The organism is Yaniella soli, assembly GCF_054782375.1.
In genome coordinates, this window is sequence record NZ_BAAGSP010000008.1 from 1 (window position 1) to 19,008 (window position 19,008).

Here is a 19,008-nt window from a genome sequence, read left to right on the forward strand (position 1 = left end):
AGGCAGTGTTCTCAACGATCGGAGCCACCCGTCAGCAGACTTATCGACATAATCCCCACCTCGGCATAAATCGATTTATGCAGATATCGCCATAAATCGATGAGCTAGGCTACATCCCATTTGATGCTGACGCCGCCAACCTGTTTTTCCAACTCGTGGCCTCTCGGTATGAACAAGGCAGCTTGCTGATCACTTCGAATCTGAGTTTTAGTCGCTGGGGTGAGATCTTCACCGACGATGTCGTGGCAGCAGCCATGATCGATCGATTGGTCCACCACGCAGAAGTCCTGACCCTGGATGGTGAATCCTACCGCACCCGCACCAGACGAGAACTCATCGAAACAACCACCACCGACCAGAAATAACCCCTCAAGGGGTCAATATTCAAACGTCGAAAAGGGGTCAGAATTCAAACGACGTTGACACCCCGGAACATGGACACGGTTTCCACGCCGATTTCATTCGCCCCGCGCTCGCGGGGATGAGCCCAGTGCCGGAATTATCCACAAGAAAAAACGTTAATTCGCCCCGCGCTCGCGGGGATGAGTGAGAAAGTGGCGACTTTGGTGCCGTCTGGAAGTAATTCGCCCCGCGCTCGCGGGGATGAGCCCTTATTGCCTATAATTCCACGCCTAAACAATCGATTCGCCCCGCGCTCGCGGGGATGAGCCATGGTCGCGGTAGAAGTAACACCAATCGACCAGATTCGCCCCGCGCTCGCGGGGATGAGCCCCCAAGCCCTCGGCATCACCGTAGACACGTCTGATTCGCCCCGCGCTCGCGGGGATGAGCCCCCGTTTAGTAGTAGTCAGCCGTTGACACCTGAATTCGCCCCGCGCTCGCGGGGATGAGCCCCCCTAACGTTTATTTTGAAGCAATTTATAGAAATTCGCCCCGCGCTCGCGGGGATGAGCCCCAAGTCGCCCAGATGATTGAAGACCTACCAGAAATTCGCCCCGCGCTCGCGGGGATGAGCCCTCATAGACCCACTCACGGGCAACACCGGCCGGATTCGCCCCGCGCTCGCGGGGATGAGCCCGGTTCCACATCAGACACAGTGTCCACAGGTGAATTCGCCCCGCGCTCGCGGGGATGAGCCCCAGGTTTTTGGTATCAATGCATTACGCCAGCGATTCGCCCCGCGCTCGCGGGGATGAGCCGCTTTGTGGGAGGCGTCACGGGTGGTGGATGCGATTCGCCCCGCGCTCGCGGGGATGAGCCCCGGGGGCACCATCTTTGCGACGACAATGAATAATTCGCCCCGCGCTCGCGGGGATGAGCCCGGTGTCGGCTGAGTGGTTTGAGGCGACTGTGGATTCGCCCCGCGCTCGCGGGGATGAGCGATGTCACCATCGTCACCACCATCGTCACCACGTATTCGCCCCGCGCTCGCGGGGATGAGCCCATGCGAGAAGACATGATATAGGGATACAGTGAATTCGCCCCGCGCTCGCGGGGATGAGCAGCCCGGCCACCAGCAACGCGACAGCGAACGGGAATTCGCCCCGCGCTCGCGGGGATGAGCCCGCCGGTGATGTTGTTGAGCAGCACTGGGGGAAATTCGCCCCGCGCTCGCGGGGATGAGCCGAACTCACACAACTACCGACTCAGAATGCTACTCGTCGCAGGAGACCTAGACCACCAACCCCACACTTAAAACGGAAGAGCCCTTAAACGCTACGGCGTATCTGGAAGCACGGAACATCGACACCGTCAATTCACGATGGCAGCATAGAAGTACCACGAGTCTTTGAGCGGTCCATTCGCTCGGTGAGGAGATCCAAATGCGTTACCTGCTGTCATGGCATATCCGTGAGGATGAGATGCGTCAGCGCAGCCCTGCATGGCGGGAAGAAATAATGGCATTTCTCGCACAATTCGAAGATGAACTCTTTGTACATTCCGAGCTTGATTGGGTCGAGGTGCTCGATCCTGAATCGCATGCGATCGTGGTCGGCCCCGATGCCGAGATTCGCAACGGCTTCTATAACGAAAGCGGGAAGCCTTCTGCCAGAGTCTGGGCAATTCGCGTCGAAAACCGTGAGCGAGCCGTAGAGATTGCCGCGAAGTTTGCCGGTCAGCTCGACACCTGGATCGAAGTCCGTGAATCCTTGCCAGGGGCACAGAGACCCTAGTGGCGCAGGCTCGAATCACCACGGCTCAAACTCGTTCTACACGCGAGTGCTGTCGTAGCAAATTCGCTAGACCACTAACCCAGATAAATAATTTTCCGATGGTCGGATCGTGATCGGCCCGACTACTTCGAGCGAGTCGAGCGCGGCATCTGCATCGATTGTTGAGCGCGGTATCGCGGCTGGAGTTGGATAGGTCTTCAGCAAAAGTCGAAGCATATGACCACCAATAATTCGATAGTCACTGCCAGCGACGACGGCATCAGATACAGCTTTCTGCCCCAGGTATCCAAGGGCATCAGCGACGCTCAGTGCCGTTGTTTTGATTTTGATCGAGTGAGTCATAAAAATGCCCAGTGACGAGTGATGCAAGATGGTTTGCCGCTTCAAGACTGTCAATGTCGTTACTGTTGCGCACATCCCAGTACACAACGGCTGGATCGGCAACCGTTACATCATCGCAAACGGGAAAGTTCCCCACAGCAGTCGATTTCCACAGGGTGGGGTCACGGGGCACACAGATCACCAGTGTGGCATCGTGCAGAGGGGCTGGGACGAAGCCGTCCCCAGCAAGATCGATAGGGCCGTCTGTGTAAAGGCGACCACGTGTGGGTAACTTCCAGGGGGCGATCCGGTCAGCAGCCACGTCACCGCTAACTAGAGGACCGACTTCGAGCAGCGTAGCTACTTCGGCCGCTTTGAGCGTCTGCTCAACTATTGGCGCCACGCTGTACCAGCCGAATTCTTGCCCCGCGGCTCCAGAGTACCTCTCCGCCCAGTGCTTCAAGAGAGTTTCTGGATCACGGACTTCCACTCCCTGGTTTGTGCTGACCACCACTGAACCAAGCTGTCTACACGCGCTGGAGACCGATTGCTGACTGGTGCCCACCATGTCTGTGATCTCCGACTGAGTCAATGGATGCTCGGCAAGAAGCAAGCAGCGTTCCACTGCACGGCGAACCTAAGCTTTCCTACGGTGGCGTGGTTGCGCCAGAGCAGGCTGTTCAGACTCTTCCGACTGAAATATTCGACCCCGAAGGATAAGCTGCAGAGGTTCTTCCAGAAGAATATCTAGCTCTCCCGCACCGGCCCGTTCTAGAACTCCTGGCGTTGCGGTACGCCCAGCAAGAAGTGGCCTGAGGCCACTTGGCTGAAGTTTTCTTGCGCTCCGGACAGCATGGGCGGTAAGGCGCTCCACTGGTTCAACAAGGTGTACTTGGAACCTGTCTCCTGCTGGAGATTGAAGCAGCCAGGAGTTATTGGTGGCGCCCGCGGCGATGCTAAATTCCAGCTCTCGCAGCAGGGCTACGACATCAACGCTCATACTCGCTCCAACAACCTCTACTCCAATAAATAGGTTTTTACTTGTTGGACATTTAAGAGTTCGCGCCAATAGGGGCTAGTCAGCATGTCATTAATAGTCATTAAATCAGTACAGGCACCGGGGCCTGTTAAACGTGGATTTGTCAGAATTCATCGTTTGCCAGGAGCCCCTGATGCCTGCTTTTCCATTATTCATCATCGACCCCTTGTGGAGCCAATTTGAAGCGTTGATCCCGCCAGTGGTTGATGAGCATCCCTTGGGCTGTCACCGGACTCGGATCGCTGATCGCGTGGTGTTCGACAAGCTGGTGCAAGTGCTGGTGTTGGGTGCCTCCTATGAGAAAATCAGCGACACGACCTGTTCAGCCACCACTCTCAGACGCCGCCGTGATGAGTGGATTGCCGCTGGTATCTTCTCCGCTCTGGAACAAATTTGCTTGGATAACTATGACCGGATTGTCGGGTTGGAGTTGGACGATGTGTGTGTGGACGGGTGCATTGTCAAAGCTCCGTGTGGTGGGGACATCGCCGGTCGGTCCCCGGTCGATCGCGGCAAACAAGGCACTAAGCGTTCGGTGATGACCGATGGTGTGGGCAATTCCCATCGGTGTTGTGGCAGCCCCGGCCAACCGCAATGACTCTCCGTTGTTGCTGCCCACCTTGGAGTTGTTATCGCGGTTTGATGGGTACCTGCCAGACCAGATGACCGTACACCTGGATGCTGGCTACGATTCAGCCAAAACCCGTGGGCTGTTGACTACCCTGGGCCACAACTGACAGATCAGCACCAAAGGCGAACCCTTACAAGCCGGGGCTCGCTGGGTCGTGGAACGCACCAACGCCTGGCACACCCGAGGATTCAAGAAACTGCTGGTCAACACCGAACGTCGGGCCACGGTCAATGACGCCTTTATCGCCTTAGCCAACGCGATCATCATCATTCGAAGACTGGTTCGTGAAGCCTGGACCACCCACCGCTGGGATACCCGCCCCGAACGCAAACCTTAACCTATTGGCGCGCGTTCTAAGTCATATTTATGGTATATAGCAGTATATCCTGAGAGGCAGCACGTGAATACCGCCCAATACTGACAGCTCATCTCAGCTTTTAACGGCAACCGGGGCGATGGTCGAGTGACCACCACCCTGCTTACATGACTCACTATCGAGTCACTATCGATTCTGGTTAGTGTGCTGCCTTGCGACGAGCAATCATCAGCGCTGTCCCAACGCCCACTGCGAGCAATCCGCCGATCACGAGAGCAGAAATTTCTGCACCGGTATCGGCGAGCCCTCCGGTTCGGGTCATATCATCGCCTGCGGTGCCGCCACCCGTGGAAGTATCGTCTCCGCCATTTCCGTGAGCATCACCGGTGGGTGACGGAGTCGGTGTTTCTTCTGGAGTCGGCGTTTCGTCGCCGCTGGTCTGTTGTCCGGTCAGCTCAAGAGCTGAGCGAACTTCGGTGCCGGTGGCTTCGTGCGTGACAACCAGCGTGTAGTTGCCCGCTTCAACGTCTAGTGCTGACAGGTCGATATCGAGCGATGCTGTGTTGTCAGCAATTTCGACGGTTCCTGCGTCGACCGTGCCGGGGTTATCTGCAACTAGGCTGACCGACAGCTGTTCGCCGTCAAGCTCTGGAGCACCGTAGGACTGCAGTTGGAATCCGGACAGCTCAGCCGTGAAGTTGCCGTCAACGTCGTAGGAATCTTCGAGCCCCGAAACCTGAACAGCCTGTTTATCGAAACGTGGCGCAACAGCGCTGTCAAGTTCGTCCTGCAGGTAGTTGGTGAAGGCATCGGTATCAATCAGCGCAGTTTGCTGATCATTGGTGCCGTTGCCCAGCGCACGGAAGTTATCCCCGCCGGCAGCAAGGAAACTTGGTAGCGCGACGGTAAATTCGTCCTCGTCCTGGACCAAATTGCCGTTGACCCAGATCTCGTCGATGTTGTTGCCCAGCGTTTCGTGGCCAGCCATACCGATATCACCCGTGTAGGTGTAGGTCACGTTCGAGGAGAGCCCCAGCTGCAGGTATGGGCGCCCCGGAACCGAACCGTCAGCGGCTGTCTGCCACTGCTGCTCGAGTGTTTCACGCAACTGAGCACCCGTAATGTCTGTGGTGAAAATGTCGTTTGCGAACGGGTTGACGCCCACGGCATCTGCGACGGTGATATCACCGATTTCAGTTTCGATGTCCTGGCGTAGGCCGCCTGGGAATTCATCACGCAATCCACCGGAGTTCACCAGGCCGATATCGGCTGAAATACCTGCCGGGTTGTTGTTTCCGGCCCAGAGCCAAGCATCGGCGACTAGATGGCCCATCGAGGATTCGAGATCTCGCTGGTCAAAGTTGTGCCCGACTTCGCCGGTCTCTTCGTCTTCGCCATAGCGGTAGCCGGTGGTCACGTAGTCTTCCAGCGTCGCCAGTACTTGGCTGCCTTCTTCTTCGGCCACCTCTGCTGCGTCGTCAAGAATTTGCTGGATCTCCACGAGCGTCGGGTTAGCCGCGATCTCTTCTTCAGACGGTTCCGAAGTCTCCACCAGTTCGTGACTGTAGCCTACAACGTTGTCGTCAGCATCAAGCTCCAGCTCAACGCGACCCAAATTGTTGCCGTACTCGCCGGTTTGCAGCACCGGGCGTGTTTCACCCTCTTCGCCAGGAACGTTAGCATCAAGGACGTACTCTTCGTGGGTGTGACCGGTAAAGATGACATCGACTGCCGGGTGCGTCTCTGTGACAATCTCATCGGTGTGATCGTGATACTCAGCGACGATGACGTCGATGTCTTCATCTTCTGCAAGCAGCTCAGCTTGTTCATTCACCGCTGCAACGGGATCCGTGAAATCAAGACCCTGAACGCCGGACGGGTCCACCAGTGTTGGTGTTTCCTGTGTCACGGCACCGATCACCGCGACGGTCTGACCTTCTGGAGTTTCTATTTCTGTGTATGGGTCAACGATGGTGTCGCCATTCTCATCAACAACGTTCGCCGCGATGTGATCGAATGCTGCGAGCCCAGTTACGCGACCAGTCAAGTCATCTACACCACGGTCAAACTCGTGGTTCCCCAGCGCCGAAGCTTCCAGCCCCAAGGTATTGAGGTAATCGATGGTGGGTTCATCCTGCTGAACGGAAGAAACGAACAAGCTGGCACCAATATCATCACCGGCCGAAAGGAAGAGGTTGTTCTCGTTCTCTGCACGCTCAGCCTCGACGGTTGCCGCAAGGCTCATACCGACTTGGTGATCAACTCGTCCGTGGAAGTCGTTGATGTTGAGCAGCGTCAACGTCGACTCGGCGTCCTCCTGCATTGGAGCCATCAGGGTATTCGCTTCGAGACCCTCGCCGTTGTCATCATCATTTGAATCGTCGGCATCTGTTTGATTGTCGGTGTCGTTATCGTCGACGGACTCAGTCTCGTCCTCCGACGGCTCACCGGTTGGATCTTCGTTGCCTTCTGTTTCATCTTGTTCGGACGAAGGTGTTGGTTCCGACGTTTCCGGAGTAGGGGTCGACTCCCCCGTGGGTTCAGGTGACGGTGTTTCTGTCACCGAAGGGTTTTCAGGCGGTGTTGGTGATTCGGTAGTTGCCACCGCTGATGAGACCGCGATGGGAGCTACCAAGGCAGCAGCCAATAGAGCGCTGAGAGCTCGGGGCATGTGTGAAGACATGAAAGTTTTACTCCTTCAAGGTGTTGAGACGCCCTCACACTAAAGTCCTCATCTAACGGGCAGGTAAATCAGAGTTGACTCGAGAGGGACAAAGCTTCGAACTCCTGCGCCAAGGCGGTCGCTGGCCACTCTCCAGCAACCGGGAAGCTTGGATCAGATCCGTCGAACCTAGTGGAGTAATCCACTACCGACTGATGCATTACTCCATTAATTTCTGCGTTTTCATGCCGTATAGCCAGCGGCGGTCACCTTGTATTCAGGATCGAAAATTAGAGTGTCGAACGGAGCGCTATTCTCCACCTGCACCGTCAGATCCAAAGTTAATTTCACAGATTCTCTCAAATCGTATACGATTTGAGGTAAGAGATTTTGATCACGCATCAATCCTATGGAGGTACGGTCTCGCAATGAACGTCACTGCTTTCGACTTCTCACAGAAGCAGAATCGCCCGGGCAAAATTGTTGCCCTACATCTCAACTACCCGTCCCGCATCGAACAGCGCGGACGCAACCCAAAATTCCCCGGCTACTTCTTGAAGGCCACCTCTTCAATCGCCGCCACCGGTGCGACCATTGAACGTCCAGCCGGCACCGAGCTGCTCGCCTATGAGGGCGAAATCGCGTTGATCATCGGCAAGGATGCTCGTCGCGTTGCACCCGAAGACGGCTGGTCATACGTTTCCGGTATTACCGCCGCGAACGACTGGGGCCTCTACGATCTGCGTCATGCAGACAAGGGCTCGAATGTGAAAAACAAGTCCGGTGATAATTACACCCCGCTGGGTCCGGCTGTCATTGATGCCAAGGGTATCGACCCAGCTCAGCTGCGCGTCCGCACCTGGGTCAACGGTGACGTCGTTCAAGATGACACCACCGATGATCTCGTGTTCCCATTCGGCCAGCTGATCGCAGACCTCTCCCAGATGATGACGCTCGAAGAAGGCGACGTCATTCTGACCGGTACTCCTGCAGGTTCCTCGGTTGCGCAGCCAGGCGACGTTGTGGAAGTTGAAGTTGATGCACCGCAAGCTGACGGTGCACCGACCACCGGTCGTCTGGTCTCCAATGTCAAAGAAGCAGACTTCGCACTGGCCGCCTACGGCCACGGACCAAAGGTTGATGACGTCCAACGTGAAGAAGCCTGGGGCTCGAAAGAAGCCGCTGGCCTCCAAGATCCACGCGCCATCCTGACCGATGCACTGCGTGAGAAAATCTCTCAGACCGCTGTGGCCACCATCGTGGCGAACATGCGCAAACGCGGCATCAACAACTGCACCATCGATGGGCCGACACCAATGCACCCGGGCCGCCAGATTCTTGGTTTCGCCAAGACCCTGCGCTACGTGCCAAACCGCGAAGACCTGTTCAAGAAACACGGTGGCGGTTTCAACACCCAGAAGCAGGCCATGGACTCGGTCCAGCAAGACGACATCGTGGTCATGGAAGCCCGCGGTGAAAAGGGTACCGGAACACTCGGCGACGTCTTGGCCATGCGAGCGAAGGTTCGCGGCGCCAACGCGATCATCACCGACGGCGGCGTGCGCGACGCTGCAGCTGTTGTCGATGTTGACATTCCGGTGTACTCCAACGGCAACCACCCGGCAGTGCTCGGCCGTCGTCACGTCCCATGGGAGATGAACGGCACGATCGCTTGTGGCGGTACCACCGTCCAGCCAAACGACATCATCATTGGTGACGACGACGGCGTTGTGGTTGTGCCACCAGAGCTGCTGGTCGAAGTGATCGATGATTCTTTTGAACAAGAACAACAAGACGAGTGGGTCTACGAACAAGTCAAGAACGGTGCTGCCGTGGACGGATTGTTCCCACCGACGGGCGAGTGGAAAGCCAAATACGAGGCTTACCGCGCGGATAAAGGCAACTAAATGGAATCCAATGGTCTCTCAAAAGCCGATCAGGCACACCAGTATGTGCTGAAAGGCATTACCACCGGACGGTATAAGCCCGGTGATCGGCTGGTGCTGTCGAGTATTGCCACTGAACTCGGCATGTCGGTCGTGCCGGTGCGGGAGGCCATTCGGCGGTTGCAAACCGATCAGCTCGTACAGTTTGAACGCAATGTTGGTGCCACGGTCACCGGTATCGACCCGGTCGAATACCACCACACCATGGAAACGTTGGCGCTGGCTGAGGGATATTCGACGGCCCAGTGTGCACCACTGGTGACCGCCGAAACCCTCGAAAAAGCCCGCGGGATCAACGAACAAATGCGTGAACTGGTCGAGCAGGACTTTGCACCGGAACGATTTACAGAGCTAAACGAACAGTTTCACTCGGCACTGTTTGAACACCACCAGAACCCGCACATTCTTGACCTGGTGCACCGGGGTTGGAACCGGTTGGCGGCACTGCGTTCGTCAACGTTTTCCTTCGTGCCATCGCGTGCGACGACTTCGGTCGCCGAACACGATGCACTGCTGGAACTGATTGCTGAAGGCGCAGAGTTCTCAGTAATCGAAGCCGCCGCCCGCAATCACCGGCTCAATACCCTGAACGCCTACCTAGACCATCATGCAAAATCCGCAACCATAGATTTTTAGCAACACTCGAAAGGACGACATGACAAACGGAAAACCCGCAAACATGCCAGATAAAATTCGTCACTACATCAACGGTGAATGGGTTGACTCCATTGACGGCGACACCCTCGACGTCATCAACCCGGTCACCAACGAGACCTACATTCAGGCCGCTTCCGGTAAAGTCGCCGACATCGACGCTGCCGTTGCTGCCGCGAAAGAGGCTTTCGATAACGGCCCTTGGCCACACATGCTGCCACGCGAACGCTCACGCATCATGCACAAGATTGCCGATGTTGTAGAAACTCGTCAGCAAGAACTGGCCGAAATGGAAACCTGGGACTCCGGTCTGCCAATCACCCAGACCCTGGGGCAGGCACGCCGTGCAGCCGAAAACTTCCGCTTCTTCGCCGACCTGATTGTTGCTCAGCACGACAACGCCTTCAAGGTACCGGGTCGTCAAGCCAACTACGTCAACCGCAAACCAAAAGGTGTTGCAGGTCTGATCACTCCGTGGAACACGCCGTTCATGCTGGAATCCTGGAAACTCGGCCCAGCATTGGCCACCGGGAACACCGTTGTGCTCAAACCAGCTGAATTCACTCCACTGTCGGCTTCGCTGTGGCCAGGTATCTTCGAAGAAGCAGGCCTGCCAACCGGCGTCTTCAACATGGTCAACGGTTACGGTGAAGAAGGCTTCGCCGGCGACTCGCTGGTCAAGCACCCAGACGTGCCACTGATCTCGTTCACCGGTGAATCCTCGACCGGTCAGCTTATCTCGGCCAACGCTGCCCCGTATCTCAAGGGCCTGTCGATGGAACTGGGCGGTAAATCCCCAGCCGTGGTCTTCGAAGATGCCGATCTCGATGCCGCCATCAACGCGACCGTCTTCGGTGTGTTCTCCCTGAACGGTGAACGTTGCACCGCCGGCTCGCGCATCCTGGTTCAGCGCAGCATCTACGACGAATTCGTCGAGCGCTACGCAGCCCAGGCGGCAAACGTCAAAGTTGGTATGCCCAACGATCCAAAGACCGAGGTTGGCGCATTGGTCCACCCAGAACACTTCGACAAGGTCTGGTCCTACGTCCAAATCGGTAAAGAAGAAGCACGCCTCGTTGCAGGTGGCGACCGTCCAGAAGAGTTCCCAGAAGGAAACTTCCTGCAGCCAACCGTCTTCGCAGACGTCGCCCCGGATGCACGCATCTTCCAGGAAGAAATCTTCGGTCCGGTCGTGGCAATCACGCCATTCGACACCGATGAAGAAGCCCTGCAGTTGGCCAATGACACCCAGTACGGTCTGGCAGCCTACATCTGGACCAACGACCTGAAGCGTTCACACAATTTTGCACACAACGTCGACGCCGGCATGGTCTGGCTCAACTCCAACAACGTTCGTGACCTGCGCACCCCATTCGGTGGTGTCAAAGCATCCGGACTTGGTCAGGAAGGTGGCTACCGCTCGATCGACTTCTACACCGATCAGCAGGCCGTCCACATCAACCTGGGCGAAGTACACAACCCAGTATTCGGTCAGCAGTAAGACCTGGTTGGAACCATTACCGAAGGATCATCATGAAAATTGATAAAAATACACGCACCAAGACGAGCTCGGGTTTCCACGTATCTCAGCACGCGTCGGTGAACACGGACAACCCGATCCCAACGCCAAAGGCCGAAGCCCCAGATGTGCTGCGCGTCGCGTACATGGAACTACAGGTCACCGACCTGGCAGCTTCCCGCAAGTTCTACGTCGACGTTTTGGGCTTGCACGTCTCCCACGAAGACGACAACGAAGTATACCTTCGTTCTTCGGAAGAGTTCATCCACCACAACCTGCTGCTCAAAAAGGGCCCGGTTGCTGCTGTTGGTGCATTCTCTTACCGTGTTCGTTCACCAGAAGACGTCGACAAGGCCGAAGCGTTCTACAAGGAACTCGGCTGCCGCACCGAACGTCGCAAAGATGGTTTCGTAGAAGGTATCGGCGACGCCGTGCGCGTTGAAGACCCACTGGGCTTCCCATACGAGTTCTTCTACGAAGTCGACCACATGGAACGTCTGGCATGGCGCTACGACCTGCACGTCCCAGGCGCCCTGGTGCGTCTGGACCACTTCAACCAGGTCACCCCAGACGTCCCACGAGCCGCCGCGTACATGCAGGACCTCGGCTTCCGAGTCACCGAAGAGATCTCCGATGGCGAGACCGTCTACGCTGCATGGATGCGTCGCAAGCCGACCGTCCACGACACCGCGATGACCGGTGGCGACGGCCCACGGATGCACCACGTTGCCTTCGCGACCCACGAGAAGCACAACATCCTGGCGATCTGTGACCGCCTCGGTGCGCTGCGCCAGTCGGATGCCATCGAGCGTGGCCCCGGACGCCACGGTGTGTCCAACGCGTTCTACCTCTACCTGCGTGACCCAGACGGCCACCGCGTCGAGATCTATACGCAGGATTACTGGACCGGCGACCCAGACAACCCAGTAGTTTCCTGGGATGTGCACGACAACCAGCGCCGTGACTGGTGGGGCACCCCGGTTGTACCTTCCTGGTACACCGATGCTTCATTGGTGCTGGACTTGGATGGCAATCCGAAGGAAGTTGTCGAGCGCACGCACGACAGCGAAATGGAAGTCACTATCGGCGCCGATGGTTTCTCCTACACTCGCGCTGACGATGATGAGGAAATGCCAGACTGGAAAAAGGGCGAGTTCAAACTCGGCAACCAGCTCTAAGGCAACGTCACACACGATGTGACTAGCTCAAGCAACGCGCCTGCGGACCTTTTGGTCTGCAGGCGCTTTGTTTATTGAGCGACCGGGAGATAGTCAGACGCCTCGCCAGGGTAGAACGCCAAGCAACGAAAGAACCGAGTGCGGCGCGCGAGGTCACAACCCTTTTCAACAATCGTTGCGCGGATACCATAGCGATAAAGGGATCAAAGCGCATTGCTGCGCAAAAGAAAGTGGATGAAATATACTGTGAAAGAACAACAACGGGCCGACCTCCATAAGATGATCTGGCAAGTTGCCAACGACTTACGCGGTTCGGTCGATGGGTGGGACTTCAAATCGTATGTCCTGGGTATGTTGTTCTACCGGTTCATTTCCGAGAACCTCGCCAACTACATCAATAAAGGTGAGCACGAAGCCGGCAACCCCGACTTTGATTATGCCGTCCTAGCCGACGATGAGGCCGAGTTCGCGCGCGAAGAGATCGTCAACGAAAAAGGCTTCTTTATCTTGCCCTCAGAGCTCTTTGAGAACGTCCGCAAAGACGCGCCTTACGATGAGAACCTCAATGAGACACTTGAAGCTGTCTTCCGGGACATTGAGGGCTCCGCTGTTGGCACGAATAGTGAAGATGATCTCAAAGGGTTGTTTGACGACCTGAACGTTAACAGCACTAAGCTCGGCAACACCGTGGCACGGCGCAACGAAAGACTCGTAAAGCTGCTTAATGAGATTGGTCGGCTCCCGCTAGATGGAGATTACAACGACAACTCCATCGACCTCTTCGGTGACGCCTACGAATACCTGATGCAGATGTACGCCTCTAGTGCCGGCAAATCTGGTGGCGAGTACTACACGCCGCAAGAAGTCTCCGAGCTCCTCGCACTGATCACCACCCACAACAGAACTCAAGTTAACAAGGTGTACGACCCAGCGTGTGGTTCAGGTTCACTGCTGCTAAAGTTTGCCAAAGTGCTGGGCAAAGAGAATGTCGGTGGGTTCTACGGCCAAGAGATCAACCTGACCACATACAACTTGGCTCGTATCAATATGTTCTTGCACGATATCAACTACGAAAAGTTCGATATCGCCCTCGGGGACACGTTGACCGAGCCAGCTCACTGGGACGATGAACCATTCGAAGCCATCGTTTCTAACCCGCCCTACTCCACCAAATGGGAAGGCGACTCCAACCCCCTACTAATCAACGACCCTCGCTACTCCCCTGCCGGCGTGTTGGCTCCAAAGTCCAAGGCAGATCTTGCCTTCACCATGCACATGTTGCAGTGGCTCGCCGCCGACGGGACTGCAGCTATCGTTGAGTTTCCTGGTGTACTTTACCGCGGGGGCGCCGAGCAGAAGATCCGCAAATACCTGATCGAAAACAACTACGTCGAAGCAGTGATCCAACTGCCGCCAGATCTTTTCTTCGGGACCACCATTGGAACCTGTGTCTTGGTCCTCAAGAAGTCCAAGAACACCAACGATGTGACCTTTGTCGATGCCTCAAAAGAATTCGTCCGCGCTGGTAATAAAAACAAACTCTCCCCGGATAACATCCACAAGATCCTGAAGTCGTTTGACGACCGCGTAGACCGTGAGTACTTCGCCTCCGTCATCGATAACGGAGTTATCGAAGACAATAACTACAATCTCTCGGTCTCTTCATATGTAGAAGCCGAAGACACCCGCGAAACCATCGACATCACAGAGCTCAACGCCAAAATCGAAACAATAGTTGCGCGACAGTCAGAACTTCGTACTGAGATTGACGCGATCGTTGCCGATCTGGAGGGAGCGATATGAGCCGGGTTGATGAGCTGATCGCAGAGCACTGTTCGGATGGCGTTGAGTTCAAGGCGTTGGGAGACGTTTTGCGGATCAGGAATGGAAAGGACCACAAGCCGCTCGGGGACGGCGAGATTCCTGTTTATGGGAGTGGTGGGATCATGCGATACGTAGACGCTGCTGCCGCCGAAGGACCCTCAGTACTGATCCCGCGAAAGGGCTCCCTGGGCAATATTTACTATGTGGAGGGTCCATTCTGGGTCGTGGACACCATCTTCCGAACTGAGATCGACTCATCCCAGATCGACCCCAAGTTCGTGTACCACCTGCTGCTGACGTTGGAGCTTGGTGAGATGAATCAAGCAGGCGGTGTCCCGAGTCAAACCCAGAGGGTTCTGAATTCGTTACGAATCCCTGTGCCAGCGCTTGTGATACAGCGTGAGATAGTCAGGATTCTTGATACGTTCAGTGAGCTGGAAGCGGAGCTGGAAGCGGAGCTGGAAGCACGCAAGCAACAATACGATTTCTATGCTGAAATGTTACTGGCAGTCGACCATGATGTTCCGGTTGTGAGATTCGGCGATGTCGCGACAATTGTAAGAGGTGCATCACCGCGTCCTATACGACAATTCTTGACCGAAGACCCTGCCGGTGTTCCCTGGATTAAGATTGGGGACGTCCCGACAGAAGGCAAATACATAACACACACCGCGCAAAGGATCACCACTGAGGGTGCCCAAAAATCGCGGCGCGTGATGCCCGGTGATTTTGTGCTTTCAAACTCTATGAGTTTTGGCCGCCCGTATGTGTCTAAGATCGAAGGTTATATTCATGACGGATGGCTAGCCATCAGCGACTTTGAAGAAACCTTCATCCGCGACTACCTTTTCTATCTATTGCGTTCGGTATCTGTACAGGACGAATTTGCGCGAAGAGCTGGAGCGGGGACAGTAAAAAACCTAAATGCAAGCATAGTGCGTTCTCTTGATATACCTGTTCCACCCTTGGACCAGCAGCGGCGTATCGTTGAAGTCCTCGACAAATTCGATGCGCTCGTAAACGACATCTCTGCCGGTCTCCCAGGGGAAATAGCTGCGCGCCGTCAGCAGTATGAGTACTACCGAGATAAGCTGTTGACATTCAAAGAACTAGAGACTGCCTCATGACTGGGCAACAGCGGACTAATTATGACGTGGTGGCGTCCGGCGGCGAGCAGACGGTTGTGGTGGAGTATGAACCGGATCCTCGTTATGAGGTTGGGTATCAGTCAGAGGCGCAACTTGAAGTTGAGTTCATTCGTCAGTTGGAATCTCAGGCGTATGAGTTTGTCACGATCACGCGTGAGGAAGACCTGATAAGGAATCTTCGCACGCAACTCGAATCACTAAATAAGTTTGAGTTCTCTGATTTGGAGTGGCAGCGGTTCTTTGATGGTGTGATTGCCAGTAGGAATGACAGTATTGCTGAGAAGACCGCGCGTCTTCAAGAAGCAGACACCAAGCAGCTGCTCACTCGTGAAGACGGTTCTACGAAGAACATCACCCTCGTGGATAAGCGGAATATTCATAATAACCGGTTGCAGGTGATCAACCAATACGAAGTAGACCGCGGTGAGGGTGGGGCGTCGTTTTCGAACCGGTACGATGTGACGGTTTTAGTCAATGGCCTCCCAATGGTCCACATCGAGCTGAAGCGCCGCGGTGTGCCAATCCGTGAAGCATTCAACCAAATCGACCGCTATCAGCGGGATAGTTTTTGGGCTGGTTCGGGGCTGTTCGAATACGTCCAGCTTTTCGTGATCAGTAATGGCACGCAGACAAAGTATTACTCGAATACAACGCGTCGTCAGCATGTGGCTGACCAGCATGGCTCCCGGCGCACGCAGAAGACGTCGAATAGTTTTGAGTTTACGTCCTGGTGGGCCGACGCTCAGAATCAGCCAATTTTGGATTTGAAGGCGTTTGCCAAGACGTTCTTTGCCAAGCACACCTTGCTGAACGTCCTGACCAGGTATTGTGTGTGGACCAGTGACCGTCTTCTGCTGGTCATGCGCCCGTATCAGATCGTAGCGACTGAGAAGATCCTGCAAAAGGTCGAGATCTCGACGAACTACAAGACCCTGGGTACCCGGGAGGCCGGCGGGTATGTATGGCATACCACCGGCTCTGGGAAGACGCTTACTAGTTTCAAAGCAGCCCAGCTGGCTACCCGGAATCCCAGTGTCGATAAGGTCTTGTTCGTGGTCGACCGTAAGGATCTGGATTACCAGACTATGAAGGAATACGACCGGTTCGAAAAAGGTGCCGCGAATTCCAATACGTCGACGGCATTGCTGAAGAAGCAGCTGGAAGATCCGTCGAAGAAAATCATCATCACGACAATCCAGAAACTCTCAACATTCATCGCTGCGAATACGAAGCATGATGTGTATAGCCAGCACTTTGTGTTGATCTTCGATGAGTGCCATCGTTCCCAGTTCGGTGAGATGCACACGGCGATTACCAAAGCGTTCAAACGCTATAACCTATTTGGATTCACCGGTACCCCTATCTTTGCTGAGAATGCCGGCTCGGGTGGCAACCCGCATCTAAAAACCACTGAGCAGGCCTTCGGTGAAAAGCTCCACACGTACACGATCGTGGATGCGATCACCGATAAGAACGTGTTGCCGTTTCGGATTGATTACATCAACACCGTCAAGCTTGGTGCCGTTGACGATAAACAAGTATCGGCCATCGATACTGAGAATGCGTTGCTCTCTCCTGCTCGGGTATCTCAGGTAACGAAGTACATTCTGGATCATTTTGATCAGAAGACCAAGCGCAGTGAGAGCTATGCACTGGGTGAGCGACGTGTTCGCGGATTCAATTCAATTTTTGCGACTGCGTCTATTACCGCGGCTCGGACGTATTACGAGGAGTTCAAGAAGCAGCAAGAGGCGCTGGTGCCGGATCAACGGCTGAAAGTCGCCACGATCTTTTCATATGCTGCCAATCCTGAGCCGATCGATGGGATGCTGGATGAAGAAGGTTTCGAAACAGATGCAATGTCAGGAGACGATCGAACGTTCCTCGAGTCTGCCATTGTCGATTACAACCAGATGTTCGGAACCAGCTACGACACCAGCTCAGATAGTTTCCAGAACTACTACAAAGACCTCTCCCACCGGATGAAGACCCGCGAGTTGGACATGGTGATTGTTGTCAATATGTTCCTGACCGGGTTTGATGCGACCACCCTGAACACCTTGTGGGTGGATAAAAACCTCAGGAGCCATGGATTAATCCAGGCGTACTCACGCACCAACCGTATTCTGAACTCCGTCAAAACCTACGGCAACATCGTCAACTTCCGCGACCTGGAAGAAGCTACCAACGACGCCCTTGCCCTGTTCGGGAACAAGGACGCTGCGGGGATTGTACTGCTCAAGCCATATCGGGAGTACTACAGCGAATATGCTAAGAAAGTCGGTGAACTCCTTGCTGAGTATCAGCCAGGTGAGTTGATTACTGGAGAGGAGGACCAGGTCGCATTTGTGAAGCTCTATGGTGAGACCCTACGGTTGCGCAACATCCTTACCTCATTCGATGCGTTCGTCAACGACGAGATCCTCTCCGACCGCGATCAGCAGGATTACCAGTCGACCTACCTTGACCTATACAACGAGCGCAAACGCGCTGAGACCAGTGAAAAAGAAAGCATCATCGAAGATGTCGTCTTTGAGATTGAGCTGATCAAACAGGTCGAAATCACCGTGGACTACATTCTGCTACTGGTGCAAAAATACCGACAGGAACGCGGCGATGGCAATGACGTAGAGCTCCTGGCAGGCATTCGCCGTGCAGTGGACTCCAGCCCGAGTCTGCGGAACAAGAAGGACCTGATTGAAAACTTCGTTGACTCATTGTCTGTTGATGGGTCCGTCGAAGAAGAATGGCATACCTATGTAGCGGAACAGCAAGAACGAGAACTTAGCCAAATCGTCTCGGCGGAAAATCTTAAACCTGAAGCCACCGAAAAGTTCATTGATGATTCTTTCCGAAGCGGCGCACTGCGAACCACAGGAACCGCGATTACCAAGGTGCTACCGCCAGTCTCACGCTTTTCGAAAGACAAGAACCACAGCGAAAAGAAAAACCGTGTGATCCAAAAGCTCGACGACTTTTTCGAACGATTCTTCGGGCTAATTTCCAAAGAATAGATTCGAGTCTCGCATTAGGGAGTCTCCGATGCGCCGTGCAACTGGTCTGTTAAGTCGACGTACCTGTTTGTTTACTTTGGGCGCGAAAACAACGCCGGTACGTCATCGGCCAGCGTTATCTCAATCAACATCTTCCATTTTTATAGCGGTCTTGCCGGAGTTTTGGAATTCCCCAAGCGAGTCTTTTGCCAAAAAAATTCTTGGTACGTCCAGCTCTCACAGCCAGGGTTGTCAGGCGACTATCTGAGTTGGGCCGTTGCATTTTCACTATCGCAATGACGCTGTAGGCTTGCGGTATCTCTCGACCGATGGAGCACATATTGCGATCAAATATTGATGGCGGGGAGAAAGCCCCCACCGCCCAGTGCACGCGCGGTCATGACGGATTACACACCGGAGCAGTATGCTTTTCGTTTCCCAAACGCGTTCGTCAATTATGTCTGGAGCGGGCGTCTTCCGCCGCGCATTGGACGCAGATACGAGATTTCAACGGCCGGCAGGTGCGGCGGGATGGCGTTTGCATCGTTGGACTTTTTTCACCTTGAAACGCCTGTCCCATGCCGGGCGTCGAGTGATCGTTCTTTCGCGGACACACCGCCGGATGGTCACCCGCTGACGGAC

At 55.1% G+C, this 19,008-nt stretch carries 10 protein-coding genes, 2 pseudogenes and 1 CRISPR repeat array; of the genes and pseudogenes, 10 read left to right on the forward strand and 2 right to left on the reverse strand.

Annotated elements, in window-relative coordinates; genetic code table 11:
- Positions 1–95: 95 nt before the first annotated feature.
- Positions 96–365, forward strand: a pseudogene (locus ACYVJT_RS05830) (ATP-binding protein); the annotation flags it as partial.
- A 95-nt stretch (positions 366–460) separates the two neighbouring features.
- Positions 461–1,586: a CRISPR direct-repeat array (repeat unit 27 nt; unit sequence ATTCGCCCCGCGCTCGCGGGGATGAGC).
- A gap of 198 nt (positions 1,587–1,784) precedes the next feature.
- The gene (locus ACYVJT_RS05835) at positions 1,785–2,135 is read left to right on the forward strand and encodes a YciI family protein (protein ID WP_343955937.1); all 351 of its coding nucleotides are present in this window, start codon (positions 1,785–1,787) and stop codon (positions 2,133–2,135) included.
- A 295-nt stretch (positions 2,136–2,430) separates the two neighbouring features.
- On the opposite strand, the gene ACYVJT_RS05840 is transcribed toward ACYVJT_RS05835, so the two are convergent.
- Positions 2,431–3,024 (reverse strand): hypothetical protein, encoded by a 594-nt coding sequence (locus ACYVJT_RS05840; protein ID WP_343955938.1) that lies wholly within the window; start codon positions 3,022–3,024, stop codon positions 2,431–2,433.
- Between the two features lie 604 nt (positions 3,025–3,628).
- Between ACYVJT_RS05840 and ACYVJT_RS05845 the strand changes: the two are divergent.
- Positions 3,629–4,463, forward strand: a pseudogene (locus ACYVJT_RS05845) (IS5 family transposase).
- 178 nt (positions 4,464–4,641) lie between these two features.
- On the opposite strand, the gene ACYVJT_RS05850 reads toward ACYVJT_RS05845, so the two are convergent.
- Positions 4,642–7,125, reverse strand: coding sequence for a bifunctional metallophosphatase/5'-nucleotidase (locus tag ACYVJT_RS05850; RefSeq protein ID WP_343955939.1), 2,484 nt, complete (start codon positions 7,123–7,125; stop codon positions 4,642–4,644).
- 407 nt (positions 7,126–7,532) lie between these two features.
- Here ACYVJT_RS05850 and ACYVJT_RS05855 point away from each other — a divergent pair, with 407 nt between their 5' ends.
- From ACYVJT_RS05855 to ACYVJT_RS05885, 7 genes are all read left to right on the forward strand, one after another.
- Positions 7,533–9,011 carry a fumarylacetoacetate hydrolase family protein gene (locus ACYVJT_RS05855; protein ID WP_343955940.1) on the forward strand — a complete coding sequence of 493 codons (1,479 nt, stop codon included), beginning with the start codon at positions 7,533–7,535 and terminating at the stop codon, positions 9,009–9,011.
- The gene (locus tag ACYVJT_RS05860; protein ID WP_343955941.1) at positions 9,012–9,686 is read left to right on the forward strand and encodes a GntR family transcriptional regulator; all 675 of its coding nucleotides are present in this window, start codon (positions 9,012–9,014) and stop codon (positions 9,684–9,686) included. It begins immediately after the preceding gene.
- 19 nt (positions 9,687–9,705) lie between these two features.
- A complete protein-coding gene (gene hpaE / locus ACYVJT_RS05865; protein WP_343955942.1) occupies positions 9,706–11,205 on the forward strand; it encodes a 5-carboxymethyl-2-hydroxymuconate semialdehyde dehydrogenase in 1,500 nt (499 codons plus the stop codon).
- Positions 11,206–11,237: 32 nt separating this feature from the next.
- Positions 11,238–12,401 carry a 3,4-dihydroxyphenylacetate 2,3-dioxygenase gene (gene hpaD, locus ACYVJT_RS05870; RefSeq protein ID WP_343955943.1) on the forward strand — a complete coding sequence of 388 codons (1,164 nt, stop codon included), beginning with the start codon at positions 11,238–11,240 and terminating at the stop codon, positions 12,399–12,401.
- Between the two features lie 234 nt (positions 12,402–12,635).
- Entirely contained in the window at positions 12,636–14,204 is a 1,569-nt protein-coding gene (locus ACYVJT_RS05875) for a type I restriction-modification system subunit M (protein ID WP_343955944.1), read from the forward strand.
- Positions 14,201–15,352: a restriction endonuclease subunit S gene (locus ACYVJT_RS05880; protein ID WP_343955945.1), complete on the forward strand. Its 1,152-nt coding sequence runs from the start codon at positions 14,201–14,203 to the stop codon at positions 15,350–15,352. The genes ACYVJT_RS05875 and ACYVJT_RS05880 overlap by 4 nt, the downstream gene beginning before the upstream one ends.
- A complete protein-coding gene (locus ACYVJT_RS05885; RefSeq protein WP_343955946.1) occupies positions 15,349–18,387 on the forward strand; it encodes a type I restriction endonuclease subunit R in 3,039 nt (1,012 codons plus the stop codon). The genes ACYVJT_RS05880 and ACYVJT_RS05885 overlap by 4 nt, the downstream gene beginning before the upstream one ends.
- Positions 18,388–19,008: the final 621 nt, after the last annotated feature.

Excerpts from the sequence above, each read along its gene's own strand:
- ACYVJT_RS05835 (WP_343955937.1), top strand. The coding sequence starts at position 1,785 with ATGCGTTACCTGCTGTCATGGCATATCCGTGAGGATGAGATGCGTCAG.
- ACYVJT_RS05840 (WP_343955938.1), bottom strand. The coding sequence starts at position 3,024 with ATGGTGGGCACCAGTCAGCAATCGGTCTCCAGCGCGTGTAGACAGCTT.
- ACYVJT_RS05850 (WP_343955939.1), bottom strand. The coding sequence starts at position 7,125 with ATGTCTTCACACATGCCCCGAGCTCTCAGCGCTCTATTGGCTGCTGCC.
- ACYVJT_RS05855 (WP_343955940.1), top strand. The coding sequence starts at position 7,533 with ATGAACGTCACTGCTTTCGACTTCTCACAGAAGCAGAATCGCCCGGGC.
- ACYVJT_RS05860 (WP_343955941.1), top strand. The coding sequence starts at position 9,012 with ATGGAATCCAATGGTCTCTCAAAAGCCGATCAGGCACACCAGTATGTG.
- hpaE (WP_343955942.1), top strand. The coding sequence starts at position 9,706 with ATGACAAACGGAAAACCCGCAAACATGCCAGATAAAATTCGTCACTAC.
- hpaD (WP_343955943.1), top strand. The coding sequence starts at position 11,238 with ATGAAAATTGATAAAAATACACGCACCAAGACGAGCTCGGGTTTCCAC.
- ACYVJT_RS05875 (WP_343955944.1), top strand. The coding sequence starts at position 12,636 with ATGAAATATACTGTGAAAGAACAACAACGGGCCGACCTCCATAAGATG.
- ACYVJT_RS05880 (WP_343955945.1), top strand. The coding sequence starts at position 14,201 with ATGAGCCGGGTTGATGAGCTGATCGCAGAGCACTGTTCGGATGGCGTT.
- ACYVJT_RS05885 (WP_343955946.1), top strand. The coding sequence starts at position 15,349 with ATGACTGGGCAACAGCGGACTAATTATGACGTGGTGGCGTCCGGCGGC.